The sequence below is a fragment of the Methanosarcina thermophila TM-1 genome (genome assembly GCF_000969885.1).
GTDB lineage: Archaea > Halobacteriota > Methanosarcinia > Methanosarcinales > Methanosarcinaceae > Methanosarcina > Methanosarcina thermophila.
This window is the reverse complement of the sequence record NZ_CP009501.1, coordinates 1318361-1336502: the sequence shown is the minus strand read 5'-3', so window position 1 is coordinate 1336502 and position 18142 is coordinate 1318361. Positions and strand designations below refer to the sequence as shown.

19 protein-coding genes are annotated in these 18142 nt (G+C 42.4%); 9 read left to right on the top strand and 10 right to left on the bottom strand.

From position 1 onward, the window contains the following. Positions 1–91 precede the first annotated feature (91 nt). On the top strand, positions 92–1378 hold the full coding sequence (locus MSTHT_RS05690; RefSeq protein ID WP_048166944.1) for a tRNA(Ile)(2)-agmatinylcytidine synthase: 1287 nt from the start codon (positions 92–94) through the stop codon (positions 1376–1378). A gap of 97 nt (positions 1379–1475) precedes the next feature. Here the strand turns inward: MSTHT_RS05690 and MSTHT_RS05685 are convergent, their stop codons facing one another. Then, positions 1476–2246 carry an NAD+ synthase gene (locus MSTHT_RS05685; RefSeq protein WP_048166943.1) on the bottom strand — a complete coding sequence of 257 codons (771 nt, stop codon included), beginning with the start codon at positions 2244–2246 and terminating at the stop codon, positions 1476–1478. Positions 2247–2797: 551 nt separating this feature from the next. Between MSTHT_RS05685 and MSTHT_RS05680 the strand changes: the two genes are divergently transcribed. The 4 genes from MSTHT_RS05680 to MSTHT_RS05665 all read left to right on the top strand — a co-directional run bounded on the left by MSTHT_RS05680 (position 2798) and on the right by MSTHT_RS05665 (position 7195). Beyond that, the gene (locus MSTHT_RS05680) at positions 2798–5122 is read left to right on the top strand and encodes a CDC48 family AAA ATPase (RefSeq protein ID WP_048166942.1); all 2325 of its coding nucleotides are present in this window, start codon (positions 2798–2800) and stop codon (positions 5120–5122) included. 149 nt (positions 5123–5271) lie between these two features. After that, positions 5272–5523 carry a PRC-barrel domain-containing protein gene (locus MSTHT_RS05675; protein ID WP_048166941.1) on the top strand — a complete coding sequence of 84 codons (252 nt, stop codon included), beginning with the start codon at positions 5272–5274 and terminating at the stop codon, positions 5521–5523. 264 nt (positions 5524–5787) lie between these two features. Next, a complete protein-coding gene (locus MSTHT_RS05670) occupies positions 5788–6501 on the top strand; it encodes an SAM-dependent methyltransferase (RefSeq protein ID WP_231588212.1) in 714 nt (237 codons plus the stop codon). 298 nt (positions 6502–6799) lie between these two features. Further along, positions 6800–7195, top strand: coding sequence for a DUF6326 family protein (locus MSTHT_RS05665; protein WP_281853417.1), 396 nt, complete (start codon positions 6800–6802; stop codon positions 7193–7195). 207 nt (positions 7196–7402) lie between these two features. On the opposite strand, the gene MSTHT_RS05660 is transcribed toward MSTHT_RS05665, so the two are convergent. After that, the gene (locus tag MSTHT_RS05660; RefSeq protein WP_048166938.1) at positions 7403–7636 is read right to left on the bottom strand and encodes a DUF2795 domain-containing protein; all 234 of its coding nucleotides are present in this window, start codon (positions 7634–7636) and stop codon (positions 7403–7405) included. Positions 7637–8194: 558 nt separating this feature from the next. Here MSTHT_RS05660 and MSTHT_RS05655 point away from each other — a divergent pair. Further along, positions 8195–8818 (top strand): transglutaminase-like domain-containing protein, encoded by a 624-nt coding sequence (locus tag MSTHT_RS05655; RefSeq protein WP_231588211.1) that lies wholly within the window; start codon positions 8195–8197, stop codon positions 8816–8818. A 57-nt stretch (positions 8819–8875) separates the two neighbouring features. On the opposite strand, the gene MSTHT_RS05650 is transcribed toward MSTHT_RS05655, so the two are convergent. Both MSTHT_RS05650 and radA read right to left on the bottom strand, forming a co-directional pair. Continuing rightward, positions 8876–9556 (bottom strand): phosphoglycolate phosphatase, encoded by a 681-nt coding sequence (locus tag MSTHT_RS05650; RefSeq protein ID WP_048166936.1) that lies wholly within the window; start codon positions 9554–9556, stop codon positions 8876–8878. A 157-nt stretch (positions 9557–9713) separates the two neighbouring features. Further along, positions 9714–10691 carry a DNA repair and recombination protein RadA gene (radA, locus tag MSTHT_RS05645; protein ID WP_048166935.1) on the bottom strand — a complete coding sequence of 326 codons (978 nt, stop codon included), beginning with the start codon at positions 10689–10691 and terminating at the stop codon, positions 9714–9716. A 321-nt stretch (positions 10692–11012) separates the two neighbouring features. Between radA and MSTHT_RS05640 the strand changes: the two genes are divergently transcribed. The 3 genes from MSTHT_RS05640 to MSTHT_RS05630 all read left to right on the top strand — a co-directional run bounded on the left by MSTHT_RS05640 (position 11013) and on the right by MSTHT_RS05630 (position 12730). Next, entirely contained in the window at positions 11013–11483 is a 471-nt protein-coding gene (locus MSTHT_RS05640) for a phosphopantetheine adenylyltransferase (RefSeq protein WP_048166934.1), read from the top strand. Between the two features lie 66 nt (positions 11484–11549). Beyond that, positions 11550–11882, top strand: a complete 333-nt coding sequence (locus tag MSTHT_RS05635; protein WP_048166933.1) for a hypothetical protein — start codon at positions 11550–11552, stop codon at positions 11880–11882. A gap of 14 nt (positions 11883–11896) precedes the next feature. Then, on the top strand, positions 11897–12730 hold the full coding sequence (locus tag MSTHT_RS05630) for a TIM barrel protein (RefSeq protein WP_048166932.1): 834 nt from the start codon (positions 11897–11899) through the stop codon (positions 12728–12730). A 281-nt stretch (positions 12731–13011) separates the two neighbouring features. Here MSTHT_RS05630 and MSTHT_RS05625 read toward each other — a convergent pair whose 3' ends face one another. From MSTHT_RS05625 to MSTHT_RS05600, 6 genes are all read right to left on the bottom strand, one after another. After that, entirely contained in the window at positions 13012–13308 is a 297-nt protein-coding gene (locus tag MSTHT_RS05625) for a DUF378 domain-containing protein (protein WP_082086871.1), read from the bottom strand. 264 nt (positions 13309–13572) lie between these two features. Beyond that, positions 13573–14934: an energy-coupling factor ABC transporter ATP-binding protein gene (locus tag MSTHT_RS05620; protein WP_048166931.1), complete on the bottom strand. Its 1362-nt coding sequence runs from the start codon at positions 14932–14934 to the stop codon at positions 13573–13575. Between the two features lie 11 nt (positions 14935–14945). Continuing rightward, positions 14946–15728 (bottom strand): cobalt ECF transporter T component CbiQ, encoded by a 783-nt coding sequence (cbiQ, locus tag MSTHT_RS05615; protein WP_048166930.1) that lies wholly within the window; start codon positions 15726–15728, stop codon positions 14946–14948. 118 nt (positions 15729–15846) lie between these two features. Then, positions 15847–16188 carry an energy-coupling factor ABC transporter substrate-binding protein gene (locus tag MSTHT_RS05610; RefSeq protein WP_048166929.1) on the bottom strand — a complete coding sequence of 114 codons (342 nt, stop codon included), beginning with the start codon at positions 16186–16188 and terminating at the stop codon, positions 15847–15849. Further along, positions 16185–16892, bottom strand: a complete 708-nt coding sequence (locus MSTHT_RS05605) for an energy-coupling factor ABC transporter permease (RefSeq protein WP_048166928.1) — start codon at positions 16890–16892, stop codon at positions 16185–16187. Before MSTHT_RS05605 ends, MSTHT_RS05610 begins: the two co-directional genes overlap by 4 nt. Before the next feature lie 711 nt (positions 16893–17603). Next, positions 17604–18059 (bottom strand): YqaA family protein, encoded by a 456-nt coding sequence (locus MSTHT_RS05600; protein ID WP_048166927.1) that lies wholly within the window; start codon positions 18057–18059, stop codon positions 17604–17606. Between the last annotated feature and the right edge of the window lie 83 nt (positions 18060–18142).

Here is an 18142-nt window from a genome sequence, read left to right as displayed (position 1 = left end):
CTGACAGTATGAAAATACGTCGGAGAGTAGCGAAAAATGTATTTAATGGTAGTGCATCTGGGAAAATAAAGGTAAAAACTGGAATCTAAAAATGATTATCGGAATTGATGATACTGACTCAAACGATGGAATGTGCACAACTTATCTGGGAGCTTTGCTGCTGGACGAACTTCAGGCTTATGGTACTCTGGAGACTCTTCCACTCCTAATACGCCTGAATCCTACCATCCCTTACAAAACAAGAGGAAATGCTGCAGTAGCCCTGAAGATCAGGACTGACTGCCCGGAAAAGGTAACTGCCCATGTTGTGTCCAGAATAGAAGAACTCGCGCACATGGAATGCGAGAAAACCAATCCTGGAGTAGTTTTTATTCCGGAAAATGATTATGATAGGCTCAAACCTGTTCTCGGAAACTTTTTTGAGAAAGCTGTAAAGGATGTTATCGAAATACAGGAGGCAAAAACGCTCATCTCGGAACTTGGGATTCCCTCAAAGGGTTTTAAGAACGGGAGAGGATTGATAGGATCTCTTGCAGCATGCGGGGCTATGCTGAACCTTGAAGCATGGGATCACACCTTTGAGTACCTTGCATACAGGCAAAAGGAAAGCTGGGGGACCCCACGTGAGGTCGAGAAGGAAAGTTTCTTTGAGGCTGACAGGAAGACGTACCCTGGCACCTGGGACACTGTGGACCTTAAAAGCAGGCAAGTTGTCTGCGTACCCCACTCGGGTGATCCCGTGCTTTTCGGAATAAGAGGAGAAAATCCTGCCATAGTTGCTGAAGCTGCATCCCTGATCAGAGCCGAACCTATCGAACGTTTTGCCGTATACAGGACAAATCAGGGTACGGATATGCATCTGCTTTCTGTAACAAGTTTCGCTGAAATCCAGGATATGCATTCTTATAGGCTTGAGGGCACAGTCCAGGCAATTCCGAGGACAATTACTGGGGGACATGTTATATTTCCAATCAGGGATGAGGAAGGAAATGAAATCGACTGTGCAGCCTTCGAGCCCACAAAGAACTTCCGGTTGCTTATAAGGAAACTCAGGCCCGGAGATAAGGTTGAACTGTCAGGAAGTGTCAGTTCCAGAACCCTTAATATCGAAAAAATTGAAATAAAAACACTCACTCCTCTTTACAAAGAAGAAAATCCTATATGTCCGAACTGCGGAAAACACATGAAATCTTCAGGCAGGGCTCAGGGTTTCCGCTGTAAAAAATGTGGAACCCATGCCGTCTCAAAAATCACCTGTGAGATAAAAAGAGACCTTGTCGCAGGACTATATGAAGTCCCGCCCTGCGCCCGCAGACATCTTGCAAAGCCCCTGGTAAGGGAACAAAAATCTAACGTAAACATCTTCCCTGCCCGCTAAGAAGAAACCATTGTGCTGAAACCGTTGCGCCGGTTTATCACCAAGCGTTGTGCCGCTTGACCACGCCGTTGCTTGGGGTTTTCGCTCAAGCCTTTTTTCAAAAGATTTGGGGCACAGGAGGGGGATTTCTTTTATGCTCGCTTCTCTCGATGCGGCTCATAACTGAGTTCAGCTGTTCTTCGGAAATTCCGAGCGTATTCAGGATGGTTTCAGGATCTTCGTTTTGCTCAAGTTTTCTGAGCACTTCATCCAATTTTATGTAGGAAATCCCGAGTTCGGCTTCATCAGTCTGACCTGCCCAGAGCCCTGCAGAAGGCTTTTTGGTGATAAGAGAATCTGGAATCCCAAGTCTGCGAGAAAGCTCCCATACTTCAGTTTTGTAAAGTCCACCTATAGGTTCGAGATCAACGCCCCCATCTCCATATTTCGTGAAATATCCAAGCAAGATCTCAGTTTTATTGCCTGTGCCTATTACCATACGGTTCAGCCGGTTTGCGTGGAAATAGAGGAGGGACATCCTGATCCTTGCTTTCAGGTTTCCCATGGAGAGTCGGTCCGCAGATTTACTCTCAGGGACTGCAGCCATGAAAGCTGAAATAATGCCTGAAATATCAATTACCTGAAATTCGATTCCCAGCCAGTCTGCAAGGGCTTTTGCATCTTTGCTGTCTTCAGCAGGGGTAAGACCAGACTCGGGCATATGGATTCCGAGTACATGATCTTTTCCCAGAGCTCTTACGGCGAGTGTTACGGCGAGGGCTGAATCTATTCCTCCACTTATGCCTATAACAGCTCCATCTACTCCTGCTTTACGAGTTTCGTTGAGAATAAAGTCAATAATTCTGTTCTGCGCGATTTCGAGGTTCATGCTGTCAATTCCGTGGTATTCATAAGATTAGATTCGAGACAATCTAGATCTCCTGATAATTCAAGCTCCTGAGAATTTAGGACATAACAGAAGCAGATTCGAAAGCTATCAGGTTTAAGAACTGATCTGGTAATTAAATAATTTTATACACAGAAGCTTCAGATATAAAAATTCTCAGAGAAAAACGGATATAGGGTAAACTTATTTAATAAATGGAAGAGATAGGGAGTAATATATCCCAGGCAATATAATATAAATAATTAATTACCAAATGTACCTCTAACCGATAAAATTATTGTCCTGACAGGGTACAGGCTAAAAAAGGGGGTGTATTAAAAATAGGAAGCCTGGACAGAAAATTCAAAGCCCAGAATGTTCCGCAACAAACCCTCCGGGATAAAAGCTTCCCTTATCAAAGGCATTGAAATAAAAAGACAACTAATATAGAAAACAGGTAGTTCCGTAATACGCAGTCCGGAAAAATCTGTTCATTTTATAATTATTGAATAGAAGTTACAATCAAAAAGACACAACTATTTTCGGGATGATCTATGGAAGAAATACAGTTGAAGGTTGAAAAGGCATATCCTATCGACCTTGGAAGAGGAATTATACGACTTGACCCTACAACCTTACTGAAACTCCAGCTCTCGCCAGGCGATATTGTTGAAATAAGGGGAAAGAAAAAGACCACAGCAAAAGTATGGAGAGCTGACAGGCAGGACTGGGATCAGGGACTCGTGAGAATTGATAACTTCATCCGGCAAAATGCAGGCGTCTCCATAGGGGAGAAAGTTACTATTAGAAAGGTTGAAGCTCCGGAGGCAAAGAAACTTGTTCTGGCACTTCCGGAAAGCATGACGCAGGGGGGGCCTGAACTTCAGTTTGGGGAACATGCAAATGAAATTATAAAGAGGCATATCCTCAAAAGGCCAGTCTTCAGGGGAGACATTATTCCTATAATAAATTCGATGTCGCAGCCAATGACTGAGTCCCTGACAACAAGCCAGGTAATTCCTCTGGTCGCGGTTGAGACCGAACCTTCAAACACAATTGTTCTCATCACGGAGGCCACGCTTATCGAGCTTCGCAAAAAGCCGGTACAAGGGTACGAAAAAGCAACCCGGGGCGTAACTACCTATGAGGACATAGGAGGTCTCGGGGAAGAGATTATGCGTGTCCGGGAAATGATAGAGCTGCCCATGAAGCATCCTGAGCTTTTCGCTCACCTCAATATCGAGCCACCGAAAGGAGTTATTCTCTACGGTCCACCAGGAACCGGAAAAACTCTGATTGCAAAAGCCGTAGCCAATGAGTCTGGGGCAAGTTTCCATTACATTGCCGGTCCTGAAATTGTAGGGAAGTTCTACGGAGAAAGTGAAGAGAGGCTCAGGAAAATCTTTGAAGAGGCAACCCAGGATGCGCCATCAGTCATTTTCATTGATGAAATAGATTCCATCGCCCCGAAACGGGAAAACGTGACAGGGGAAGTGGAAAGGCGTGTGGTTGCCCAGCTTCTTACCCTGCTTGACGGGATGGTAGAGAGGGGACAGGTTGTTGTTATAGGTGCTACCAACCGTGTAGATGCAATTGATCCAGCACTCAGGAGACCAGGCCGCTTTGACAGGGAAATCCATATAGGTGTACCTGATACAAAGGATAGGTACGAAATCCTGCAGATCCATACAAGAGGCATGCCAATAGAGGGATATGAAGAGACTGAGGAGGCTGGTGAAGCTGAAATTGGAGCTGGTGAGGCTTCGGAAAGAGAAAGAAAAGAAAAGGTAGATAAATTTCTGATGTATCTGGCTGAAAGGACTCAGGGCTTCGTGGGCGCAGACCTGCTGGCTCTGGTTCAGGAAGCAGCCATGCGGTGCCTCAGAGAAAATCTACCTGACCTAGATCTGGAAAAAGATGCGATTCCGCCTGAAAGACTGGAGAAGATCGTTGTAACCAGAAAACACTTTGAAGATGCCCTGATGGAGGCTGAACCCTCAGCTCTCAGAGAGATTTATGTAGAAATGCCTACAGTTACCTGGGATGATGTGGGTGGACTGGAGGAAGCAAAGCAAGCCATTATCGAGGCAGTGGAGTGGCCTATTAAAAATCCGGAAAAGTTCGCTAGGATGGGGATAAAAGCTCCAAAGGGGATCCTGCTTTACGGTCCGCCAGGTACCGGAAAAACCCTGATAGCCCAGGCGGTTTCCAGGGAGTCTAATGCCAACTTCATAAGCGTCAAAGGACCTGAAATGTTCTCAAAATGGCTTGGTGAATCGGAAAAAGCCATTCGGGAAACCTTCAGAAAAGCCAGGCAGGTTGCTCCCTGTGTGATTTTCTTTGACGAGATTGATTCGGTTGCTGCGATGCCAGGCATGGAATCCACGGACAGCCGAACCTCTGAAAGGGTATTGAACCAGCTCCTGACCGAAATGGATGGGCTTGAATCCCTCAGGGATGTTGTAGTAATTGCCGCAACTAACCGCCCTAACCTGCTGGACCCTGCAATCCTGCGTCCAGGGCGCTTTGACCGGCTGGTCTATATTGGTCCCCCTGATCGGAAAGGCAGGCTCAAGATCTTCAAAATCCACACAAGTAAAACACCTCTTGCTGACGACGTGGACCTTGAAACCCTTGCCGATATAACCGAGGGTTACGTGGGTGCCGATATAGAATCTGTGTGCAGGGAAGCCGTAATGATTGCCCTTAGAGAAAATTTTGACACGGAATATGTGGAAATGCGGCACTTTAGAGAAGCTCTCAAGAAGGTGAAACCCACCATTACAGAGAACATTGCTCAGTTCTATGAGAAGATCGAGGCACAGTTCAAAGGTGGCCAGAAACTTACGGAGCCAGCTAGTTATATCGGGTACAGGTAAGAGTTTGAACGTGTAATACTTTAAATGAACAACTTTTAAAAGGAAAAAGTTTTAAAGAACCTGGTTTCAAATGAAATAAAATGTTTAAAGTGAAAAAGCAAGCTTTACCCAGACCCTCATAACACGCTGCTACGGAGATACGATAAAAAATGTCAAAGGAATTTGCAAAAAACCTCTTTAATAAACAGGTAATGGCTACCGACGGAACCGAGATAGGAGTACTGAGCAATATCGTAGTTGAGATCAGGGGAGGAAACATTATTGACATGATGGTTACCCCTAATCCCAATTTTGACACAACGAGATACAGGAAGGAGGATAATTTTATCCTGATTCCTTTCGATTCCGTTAGTGCAATAAAAGACTACATAATAATCGACAAGATGAAAGCAAAAGCGTAAATTAAAACAAAGAGAGGAAGTTCCCTCTCTTCTCATATTTTGTTTTTTTATTCTGTGTTTATTTCAGAGTAGAGGATCTCTTCCTATATTCCCTAGCTCTGCTTTGAGAGTGGAGATTCAGTTTCGCTTGCTTCGCTCACACAGGTGGACCTGTTTTAATTTATATTTTCTTCTCGAATTGCTTCTGAGGATAATTCGATTAGTTTATAAAGTCAGACAGTATAGAGCAATAGGAAAATAAACAAACTGATGAAAGGTGGTCGGTTGACTTTTAAGAAAAGCAGCAAGTATGATACTGATTTTGTTAAAGAAAATATGATGGGTCCAAACTCGATGAAAATGCTTGAAGAAATGGCAGAGTCTTTAAAGTTTGAGAAAGGCATGCGAGTACTTGATCTTGGCTGCGGGCGGGCACTGACCTCAATCTTCCTGGCAAAAGAATATGACGTTACTGTTTTTGCAACCGACCTCTGGATCAGTGCAACGGATAATTATGAGAGAATAAGGTCAATGGGGCTGGAAGATAAAATAATCCCAATACATGCCGAGGCGCACGACCTGCCGTTTGCCAATGAATTTTTTGACCTTGCCGTATGTGTGGATGCCTATCACTATTTCGGGATTGAGGAAAATTACCTGACAGAGCATCTTGCCCCGCTTGTAAAGAAAGGAGGGCAAATTGCAGTTGCAGTCCCCGGGCTGAAAAAGGAATTTACAGACGGGGTTCCGGAAGAATTACAGCCATACTGGTGTGAAGATATGGATTTAACTCTCCACTCACTCGACTGGTGGTACAATTTATGGAAAAAATCCGATTCAGTAAGCATTCAGGAGTGCAAGGAGCTAAATTGTTTTGAGGAAGCCTGGCAGGATTGGCTTTCATGTGACAATGACTACGCCCGCAGGGATATTGGAATGATGGAAGCCGAAGGTGGGAATTACTTTAATCTTGTCTCAATAATAGCTACTAAGCTGTGAAGAAGCTTTGAGACTTAATTTTTATTTTTTCGGATTTTTCTGGACACGGAGATTTTCCTGAATTTATGAAGAATAAATGGAATCAGATCAGCAATTTGACGAATACATAATTTGTGTCAGTGGCAGTAATTTCCTCTTCTGTTTCATCAATTGGAAATACCCGACATTCTCCAACTCTAAGAGCTTGTCTTAAAATAAGATAGTCACACAATTAGGATAGTAATCTAATTATTAGATTTAACATTCCCAGCTATCCAATTAATGGTATGGTTTATATACACCCTGGGGGGCAGAAGTTCTGGAAGATTGGAAAATAAAGGTTTCTGTGCTCTGGCTCTTTGCGTCAATTGCCTTTCTGGCTCATCAGATACTGTTGCTTATGGAGCCGGGTATAATAGCAAATCTAATGGCGGGAGAAGCAGAAGGTCAGAAAATAGTGCCTGAGTTGATACTGTTATTTGCAATCTTAATGCTAATTCCGATGTTGATGGCTTTCCTATCCCTGACCTTGAAAGATTCGATAAACCGCCGCCTAAACATTATCGTGGGCGCAATATTTGCTGTCATCTGGTTAGTTGGCGTAGTTGATGCAGTACAATCTGCATATTGGGGCGGGGCACTAATGACGTTTTCAGCAGTCGCGGCTTCGGCATTGATTATCTGGTATGCGTGGAAGTCAAAACAGATAGCTTGATTCTTACCAACCGAATCCAGGTAAAAGGTCTATTAATGAAAAATTAAGGAAATTGATTGAATTATAGACAATCAATTTCCTGTGGAGTATTAAGGATAACTGAATAGTTTATCTTGTAGGGTGGCATAAGGAAGAGAAAAGAAGATTTTCACCCCGGCAGCTTGCTGCGGGGGTATTGGGCTGAATGAAAAAGAGTAAATTACGTTTTCAGGAAGGAACCCCCATATAAATCATATGAAGCTCTTCGGCGACTTCCTCAGCGCTATTATATTGCTTGTCCGGTAGCAGGCCGAGTTCCCGAAGAATGTCCGGGAGTGCTCCACTCTTCTTTGCCTGGGCAATAATCTCGTTCCTTTTTACAGGAAAATCCATACTCTGTAATATCTTCTGAGCTCCCATAGGAAGTTCTACAATAAATTCGCTTTTAGTCTCTTTTCCCATAGTATTTCCCCTTTACTCTTGTTTAATTTCTATTAAATTCCCTGAAAGCATTTGAGGCATTTACATACTCCTTTTGCTGAATTACAAGGCTCTGCCAGCAAAATGTTGTTTCTAGCGTTCTCTCCTCCTTAACGCTTAACAGAACCTTCCTGCTTTGCAGGAAATTAATGCTGATTAAAGCCTCTTGAAAGAAGCTGTACTTCTTTTGTCAGTATGAATATTATGATAATACTATATAAGACTTAGCATTATTGTATTAAAATGTATTAAATATTAACATAATTTTTAAGTTTAGTAACAAAATAAGTTATAGATTAGTAAATTTTTAAGATAAAACTAATAAAAAATCCTCACTTCAGCAAATCTTTTCAATATAATAAGTCTTTTAAAGTAAATTTTTTGAATTTAACAAATCTTTTAAAGTATGTCTTTTGAATTCAATAAATCTTTCAAATTACCGTTTATCCATATTTATATATGTGAGTCAATAAAGTGAGTCAATAAAAAGAAATCCGTATTAAACTTAAATTTAATAAGCTTTGTAGGGTTTGCTGGCAGATGAATAAGATGTACACTGAAAGCGATAACCTTCAGGACTACCTCAAAAAGAGTGAAGTCATAAACTATGACCACAGGCTGATTGTTGAGAAGTGCCTTGAACTGCAGAAAGGCACAGGCGACGAGATCAGCCTGATTAAAAAGGTTTATGAATTCGTTCGGGATGAGATTCATCACTCCGGCGATATAGGGGCACAGGAAGTTAACTGTACAGCATCAGAGGTTCTGGAGGCGGGTCACGGGATATGCTGTGCTAAAGCTCACTTGCTTGCAGCCATGCTGAGATTTTTCGGGGTTCCAGTCGGATTCTGCTATCAGAAACTTTCCTCAAGTCGCGATGTTAACAGGAAGTTCCTGCACGGCTTAAACGCTGTATATTTGAAAGATCTGGATAAATGGATAAGATTGGATGCAAGAGGTAACAAGCCAGGCATAGACGCTCAGTTTTCCATACTCGAAGAAAAGATTGCAAAACCAGCCCGCAAAGAGTTTGGGGAAGAAGATAGCCACATAATATTTGCAGACCCTAATCCTACTGTTGTTGAAATATTAAAGAAAAGTAATAACATGGAAGAATTATGGATGCAATGGGAACTCGGGCTGAGAGATTTATTTCAAGATTAAAAATTAATTGGGGAGCGTTAGGGAAGCCGCTGTTGCTCTGTTTTTAATTTGAGGTTTTTAAATCCAGCCTTTCTCCTCAAGAAATTCGATGGCTTCTATGGCTCCATCGCCATAGGTGGCTTCTGTTACATAATCTGCGGCTTCCTTTATTATTTCGTCCCCGTTCCCGACAGCGATTCCGAAACCTGAAACCTCAAACATCTCTACGTCGTTTGCAGAGTCCCCTATGGCTACAAAATCTCTGGCTTTTAGCCCCATCATGTTTGCAAGTTTCTTAAGACCGACACCTTTGTTGACTTTCTTGCTTTTGATATGTATAGCATATTTAGTATCAACCATTTCGACGTCCAGATTCAGGGTTTTAAGAAGAGATCGGGCTTTTTCAAGGTCAAAGTCTCGCCTGAGGGCAATTTCGGTTTTTCGGTAGTGAGGGTCGAGTTTGGTGAGGTTAAAATATTGGGAAAGAAATGAATAGGCTTTCTCGCATTCTTCCATGCTTTCCTCATATGTACCCTGCAAATCGAAGCGAACAGCTACAGCTCCACCGTTTTCCGCGATCACAGCACCCTCAAGGCCTATAAGCCTTGATGCCGTCCTTGCGTAACAGAGAATATTCCCTGTGGCAAGCACGAAAGGAAGTTTAAGAGTGCGGATCTTTTTGACAGCCTCCAGATGAAGTTCCCTTTTCTCGCAGGTGATTGTCCCGTCAATATCGGCAACAATGGCTTTGAATTTCATTAAAAAAAGATTGGAGATGGGTAGATAAAACATTTCCCTACCCAGCTTTGAATTTATTTACCGTTTATATCTGTTACTTCTGGTAAATTTATCACAACGTTGTTTGTCTCTTGATTTAACAATTTGCAGTTTCTCAAGTTCACTTGCCTGCGGCTTTTTAACCGTCTGTAAGCCCGGCAGTTGTAACTGCGATAACAGCTTCTCCTTCGGGCAGATTAGGTGAGTCTACAAGACGGACGATCCTTTTATCACCCTTGGATTTTCGCAGGTAGAGCCTGAAGGTTGCTGTGTGCCCTACAACGTGCCCTCCGACAGGTCTTGTGGGGTCGCCAAAGAAGGCATCGGGTTTTGCCATAACCTGGTTTGTTACGACCACACAGGCATTGAACAGGTCTCCGAAACGGAGCAGGCTGTGCATGTGCTTGTTGAGCTTCTGCTGCCTGTCGGCAAGGGTTCCCCTTCCTACGTATTCAGCCCTGAAGTGAGCCAGAAGTGAGTCAACGATCAGCAGGCGAACGGGTTTGCCCATTTCCTTGAGCTCATTTGCCAGGTCTGTTGCAGATTCAACAAGGAGCATCTGGTGATTGGAGTTATATGCTCTGGCGACATGGATATTCTGGAGGAACTCTTGTGGATCAAGATCCATGCCATATTTCTCGGAAAGCCCTTTTACCATCTGAGCAATTCTTTCAGGTCTGAAAGTGTTCTCAGTGTCTATAATAATAACCGAACCATTAAGCCCTCCGTGTTCCCTGTCCATCTGGACATTGACTGCAAGCTGGTGGGCAAGTTGAGTCTTTCCTGAACCGAATTCTCCGTACAGTTCGGTAATTGCCTGGGTTTCTATGCCCCCACCCATAATCTCATCAAATTCCGTACAACCGGTCGTCAGCTTGCCTACAAGTTTCCGCCTTTCAAGCACGACGTCTCCAGTCTCAAAGCCTCCAATATCAGCAGCTTGTCTTGCAGCATTGATAATCTTTGCAGCCGTCGATTCCCCGATTTCAGCTGTTGTTGCAAGTTCAGAAGGAGAGGCTACAGCCACTGCTTCAATGGTATTAAATCCGGCTTCTTTGAGTTTTTCTGCGGTTGCAGGGCCAACTCCGGGCAACTCTTCGAGTGCTATTTCGCTCATTACTAATTCTCCTAAGATGCACATGTTTGTATAAGGTGCATAACAGTTGCTCCACAATAGTTTTGCGAGTATATATAACTAGAGGAGGCTCGGTGAAAGTATTCTGAAGTGGCTGTAAACACGGAAGTATAGCCAGGGGATATGGCAAATCAGGCAAAAACCGAGAAGTTTTTTTCTGACACTTACATTTAAAAAAAGCAGAGAAGAAAGCTAAAAGAAAGTGAAAAGAGCGTGGAAAAAATAGAAGAGAAAAAACGTGAGATTCCCTGAAATCTGGGGAAAAACCAAAACTTCTTTTTACTTGGTAGATTATCACCCATCATGCCAAAGGTCGCAGTAGGCGGTACGTTTCAGTATTTTCATGACGGCCATGCCAAACTGATTGAAAAAGCATTTGAGATTGCGGGAGATGGAAAAGTCTACATAGGACTTACATCGGACGAGATGGTGAGTAAAAGCCACAGCATCGATAGTTATAAAAAAAGAAGAAACCAGTTGCTTCAATTTATAAAAGAAATGGGGTTTCCGGACGACAGGTATGAGATTACAAAGCTAAATGATCCTTATGGTCCTACACTGGAGGAAGATTTCGACTATATAATTGTCTCTCCTGAAACCTATCCGGTCGCTCTTAAAATCAATCGCATCAGGGAGGAAAAAGGAAAGAAGCCTCTGGAAATTGTATACGTTGAATATGTACTGGCTGAGGATGGAATCCCGATCTCCTCAACACGGATTGCAGAAGGGGAGATTGACAGGCACGGCAGGCTGAAAAAAGACATAAAGCACTGAATAAACCCACTCGGCATTATTTATATCCAAACAGATATAAATCAGGACAGAAACTAAAGTGATAGTATGCTCAGAGAATTTACACGAAAAGATATTGAGATTTTTAACAAACTTGCCCCTGAAGCCGGGGGCACATTGACTTCCAGGGAAGCAGGACACAAGTATCCTTTTATCTTGCGTCCGGTCTCACATAAGTTTGCCGAGTCGCCTGAAGATTTCAGAGAAAGGCTGGAGAGGTTGAGTCCCGATGAACTTGATTACCTTGTAGGGCTTGCGCTGGAGGGAAAGGAAGACGTCCAGTCCCTGGGCGAAGACTTTGAAGAGCTGGCTGCAGTAGTTGCAGAAAAGCTGTCTCCTGAAAGGGCAAAGAAGCTAAAGGACTTCGTAGGAGTCTTCTAAAAGGATAGCTGAAAATGTCCTCAAAACAGCTACTTTTCGGTACCGGAGGGATTCCAAGAAGCACAAAAGGAACAAGCAGCGTCTTGGGAATTAAACGGATAAGAGAACTTGATCTTGACTGTATGGAGCTTGAATTCGTTCAGGGCGTGCGCATGAGCGAAAATGGGGCAAAAAATGTTCTGGAAGCGGCAATAAAAGAAGAAGTAGCCTTGAGTGTCCATGCCCCTTACTATATCAACCTGAACTCTTACGAAGAAGAAAAATTAAAAGCAAGCCTTGAGAGGATCTACCAGGCTGCAAGGATAGGCAGCCTATGCGGGGCAGAATCCATTGTGTTGCACGCAGGTTTCTATCAGAAAAGCAGCAAAAAACAAACCTTTGAGAGCGTCTCAAAAGCCCTGAGAATACTTACCAGGCAGCTTCAGGATGAAGGAATTCCTGCAGTCCTGCGCCCTGAAACTATGGGCAAGCGTACCCAATTTGGAACACTCGAAGAAGTGCTTGAGCTAAGTGCAGAAATCGAAGGAGTTATGCCCTGCATTGATTTTTGCCATTTGCACGCAAGGGAAGGAAAGGAGAACTCCTACCAGGAGTTTACGAAAATTCTCTCCCGAGTCGAGGAATGCCTCGGAAAAGAAGGGCTTTCAAATATGCACATGCATATCTCAGGCGTGGAATACGGCAAGAATGGGGAAAAGAAGCATCTGAACCTTAAAGAATCAGACTTTAATTACCCCATACTTATGAAAACTTTGAAAGAATTCAAAACCAGAGGGCGGGTAATAATTGAGAGCCCTATTCTTGAGCAGGACGCACTTATGTTGAAGCAACTTTACAATGAGATATGATTTTAATTTTATAATTTCGTTTTAAACATACATTGGCTGCCCATAAATTAGCTATTCATAATCAGGTAAAAACTTATATCTTGTTTTTTGCTGAAGCTTTTTATAAATAGCTTACTAAAAATAAAAGATTAATAAAATTAAAAAAGGTTAATATGTACTTGCCATAACAAGCACATATATTCAGGCTATCGTCTAGCTATTGTCTAGTTATTGTCTAGCTGTTGTCAAGCTATTCAAAAACAGGCTCTAAGCAAATCCCATGAGAATCCAATTTCCTAATTTTATTGGATTCCACTCCAGCTGTACTGCTTACCACTGTAACGTTTCTCGCCCTTTATTTCCTTCTCGCGAATTCTCATAGCTAACTTTTCCCTGTGTTTCATTATCAGGAAGACTCCAGCCAGGCCCACAAGGGTGTAGATTAGCCGCGTGATAAAGGACTTCTTTCCAAATATAGCCGCTACCAGATCGAAGTTCAGGAGACCTACAAATCCCCAGTTAATTGCACCTATTATTGTTAGCACTTTAAACGGAATATACAGACTATCCTTATTATGCATTTCATGCATCTTTCTCATACCTCCCCACAAAGACAGAGCATTCACAAATGACAGATCCCTTTTCCCGGAGTGGAAAAACTCCAGGTTTTCGGATGGTCTTATCATTTGTTATAGTAAACAGTGTTGTAGCTAAGATATTATGAAACTATTCCTCAACATTGCAACCTGGCGTAAAATGAGATAAATTTCCAGAATATTAATTACTTTCCAGATTATTAATTTCAATGTATATAGAAGGGCTAAGTATAGTGAGATCTGAAGAGAAGAAGAAAAGAAAGGAAATTATATCTTTAGAGTCTCAGGGCTGCTCCTGCTCTCTTTAAGCCACTGACAGTCTTCTTCCCTGTTAACAACTCCAACCGTAAATTCTATCCCACTTTTTTCCACGTATTCTTTTATTCTTTTAAGGGCATGGTCAACCATCCCGCCGGCTGTAAGAATAAGACAGCGTTTTCCACAAAGCGCCATAAGGATAGATTTGTCTATAACGCCTGAGGTAACATCCAGCTGGATTCCGTCCTGCTCAGCAAGGATTTTACTTTTCTTGCCCATAGCTCCTACGAAGGTAATCTCTCCTTTCTTGAGAATCTGCTTTATTTCAGGCAGGGAATAGTTTTCAGTATCGTAAAGCAGAATTCCGCCCGCTTTAATCCCTTTGCGCTTTAACTCAACAACAGCTCTTCCATCTGAATGAATATGCAGCACAGTAGCATTAATGGCTTCGTAAGGCGACTGGGTTGCATATTCCCCATACATCACCCCAAGGTTCAGGTTATCCCCTTCTTTTACACCAGGAGGAACCTCGACCCACATTAGTTCAAGGGGTTTTAAGGTATTGACAAGCTCGGGTATGGTTTTCGGGGAGTGCCTGCCGTATGCAAGTCCTCTTCTTTCTATCTCATGATAGATCTCAAGGGTTGTTGGCTGCTTTAGCCCAGCTTTCTTGAGCAGCTCGGAATCTTTAAAAACCTCTACCGGAGTACCCTGTCCTATTATTCTGCTATTTGACATGAGGAATACATAATCAGCCCAGCGGTATGCAAGATCCACATCATGCGTTGAAATAATAATAGTGCTCCCAAAGTGGTTAAACTCGTTAATTAAGTCCATGATTTCATCTGCGCTGACTGGGTCAAGATTTGAGAGAGGTTCATCGAGGATAATCACTTCGGGTTCCATTGCCATTACACCGGCAATTGCGACCCTTTTCTTCTGTCCTCCGCTTAGATGATGAGGGGGTTTGTCTTTAAACCGGGAAAGACCCACCTGCTCAAGGGCAAGCTGAACGCAGGTATTGATCTTTTCTTTCGAATAACCGAGGTTTGAAGGTCCAAAAGCTACATCCTGAAATACCGTGGGAGCAAAAATCTGGTCATCGGAATTCTGAAAGACTATCCCTATGGATTTCCGAATTTCCCGGAGAGATTTTGAATCATACTTGAAAGGAACACCGCGGAACAGGATTTCACCCTGGCTCGGCTTAAGGGTACCATTAAGGAGCAGGAAAAGGGTGGACTTACCGGAGCCGTTCTGCCCTACAAAGGCAATTTTCTTTCCTTTCATAATTTCAATATTCAGATCCTGAATAGCCACGGTTCCATCAGGGTAAGTATACTTAAGGTTCCTGGTCTCAAGAATTATCATAAGTTTTTACCTCAGACAATAGATGCGTTTTTTGTTAGATAAAGAAGTGCGAGAGTCAGGAGAAAATAGGCTGAAGTAAGGAGCATTTCAGGTGCTCTTACAGGTCTGTGCACTTCGAAAAGTGCCATTTTTCCATCATAACATCTTGAGTTCATGGCTAGGAAGAGTTTATCCCCCTGTTCCCAGGAACGGACGAAAAGTGTGCTCCCAAGCATGCCCAGGGAACGAATAGACCGCCTGAAACTTGAGTATCCCAGTCTCACGGTTTGGGCGTACTTGATAGAGAGTGCAATATCAAGGAAGACAAATATATAACGATAAATCAACATGGAGAGTTCTATAAAGGACTCTGGGAGCCTGGAGGCTTTAAGCACTGCAAAGAGCTCGATCATGGGAGTTGTCAGTGCCAGAAAGTAAAGGCAGCACATCCCGCTTATTGATCTTGCAAGTACAAGCAGGGCAAGCTCAAACCCATCTGCCCTTACAGAGAGGGGATAACCCAGGAGTTCAAAAGACAGAAGTTCAGGTCCTGTACCTGAAAAAAAGGCTATAATAAAAACTCCGATAACTGCAAAGCCCATAGGAGCCAGCAGAAGTTTTACATACAGAGAGAGGGGTGCTTTGCCAAAGGTAACTGTTGCAAAGCTCATGCACAAAGCTATGAAAAAGGGAGGGATAGGAGACCTGGAAGAAACTCCTGCAAGCAAACCGAATAGCACTATTGCCAGTTTTAGCCAGTTATTTCGGTGCCTTAGAGGGCTAATAAGGGCATAGTCATCAAGGATATTTGTCATATTAAAACCTGGAGATAGGTAGATGAAACCTGAAAATTAAAGGTTAAAAATAAAAGACAAAAGATAAAAACCTTCCTACCTGAGAGGAAGGAAACATGGAGAAAAATAAATGAATAGATTACACGGACTGGCTATCCCCTTCGGACTTACTTTTTTCTCCGTAGGCAAGGTCGCTTTCATATCTCTTTTTGGCTCTGTAATATCCGAAGAAATATCCGAGGATGCCTGCACCTATAGCAGCCTGAAGCCCAAAGAGCAGGCTTTCGATCTCACTGCTAGGAGGTTCCCAGAAGGGTTCTGCTATAGGCTCATAGGTTCCGCCAGTGACTTCCATTATTGCGTCTTCAGCCTGCCCGTCGGCTCCTGTATATTCGGCATCTGTTGTCATAGACATATAGACAAACTGAATAGCAAAAATCAGGATGATGGCAAGCACAATAATTTCCAGTTTTTTGCTCATGCTGAGCTCCCTCTAAGTTTTCGAACAACTGCAGCTTCAATTACTTTCATTTCCACAAGGATATCACTTTTTACGTTGACCACGTACTTGAAGAGCAGAGCACTGACTGCACCTTCTATAATTGCCAGAGGCACCTGAGTAAGTCCAAAGATAGCCCCAAACATCTTAAGTTGGGTCAGAAATCCTCCTAAGGTAAGGACATTTCCTTCTGGATAGGCAAGCGCAAGCTGTACAGAAGTTACGCCATAAGTTGCCCAATCTCCAATAGCTGTAGCAAGGAAGACTACGAAATAAAAATTAATTTTGGCTTTCATTCCTGCCTTATAAACAATATATGCTGCCAGAGGACCTGCTATTCCCATAGAGAATACATTTGCTCCAAGAGTTGTCAATCCGCCATGGGCAAGGAATAGAGCCTGGTAAAGAAGCACGATGGTCCCAAGCACTGCAGAAATCGCCGGTCCGAACATGATAGCTGCAATCCCGGTTCCTGTGGGGTGAGAGCAGCTTCCGGTCACAGACGGCAGTTTAAGAGAGGATAACACGAAAATAAACGCACCTGCAACAGCCAGAAGAGGCAATATCTCTCGTTTTTCATTTACAAGCCTGTTCATTTTATAAATCCCGTACAGTATCACCGGTACGGATACTATAAACCATAACTGCCACCACGGGGCGTCTAAAAAACCTTCCATTATATGCATAGGATCACCGTGTGATATCAAGTAAACATTATTGGACTTAAGGCAAGTTAAATTGAGTTCGTTTATAGATAAAGGTTACGGTGAGGCAGAAGCAAGTGCATGAGAGCTTACTAAATTAATCTAAAGGTAAATAATACTCTTGAAATTTGGAAAGTGTAGAGTAGAACAAGTAAACTTGAATCATTATTCGATATAAACAAGGTAGATAATTATGCCCAATTTTTAATAATATTTAAGGATATTATATGAGGTTGGGGAGAGAACAAAAGTGAAAAATTAGATTTGTTAGTTCAAAAGACAGGATAGTCCTGGATATGAAAAGCTAGGTTGAGTAAAGAACAGAAAAATAATAGAAAAAGAAATGGAAAAAAATAGAAAAAATGGAGGTTATAATCAAATACGGGTTCCGTTTTAAATCCCTGGAAGATGGGCAAGAAAGAACAAATTAAAGCAATGGATATCAACTAAATTTGCTTTAACGAATTAGTATTGTACCTCGTACTACATAAACATATCTGTTTTTTCCTGTTTGAAATAATTTTTGAAATATGTGAAAGATTGTCTCTAAAATTAGGAAAAAGATAAAGTTTCATGAAAAATTCGATAGAATAAATGAATTTTAAGGAATTTACTTGAGAAGATGAATTTAAAAGAATTATTTAAATTTATAAAATTAAACAAATTACCTGAACTTATCTAGAAAACCGCAAATCAGTTGCTAAAAAAAGCTGTTAGATATGCAACTGCAAAATAACGCCCAAATTTACCAAGAAAAACCATGACAGAAAAGTACCGGAAAGGGAGCTTCATAAGCCCGGCAACCATTGTAATTACATCTCCTATACCCGGCACCCAGGTGAAAAGCAGGGTATAAAGACCATATTTTTTAAAAAATTTTTCACTTTTCTCAAGCTTCTCAGGGGGAGGAGATAGGTATTTCTCAAGTACTGGACGTCCTTTTAATCCGAGATAGTAAGTCGTACAGGATCCGAGGAAATTGCCTGAAGTCGCTACCATAACGACAGCGAAAGGATTGAAGCCCTGATAAATGAGAGCTATTATGAGCGCTTCCGACCCTAAAGGCAAAATTGTGGAAGCCAGAAAGCTCAGCACAAAGAGATTGAGATAACCGTAATCGGCAAGAAAGGAAGTCAAGGCTTCAAGCATTATAATCAACAATCGTAGTTCACTATTTTAAGCTGTCGTCTCAAACATTAATTCGTGGGAACTTTGGGAATGAGATTTTCGTG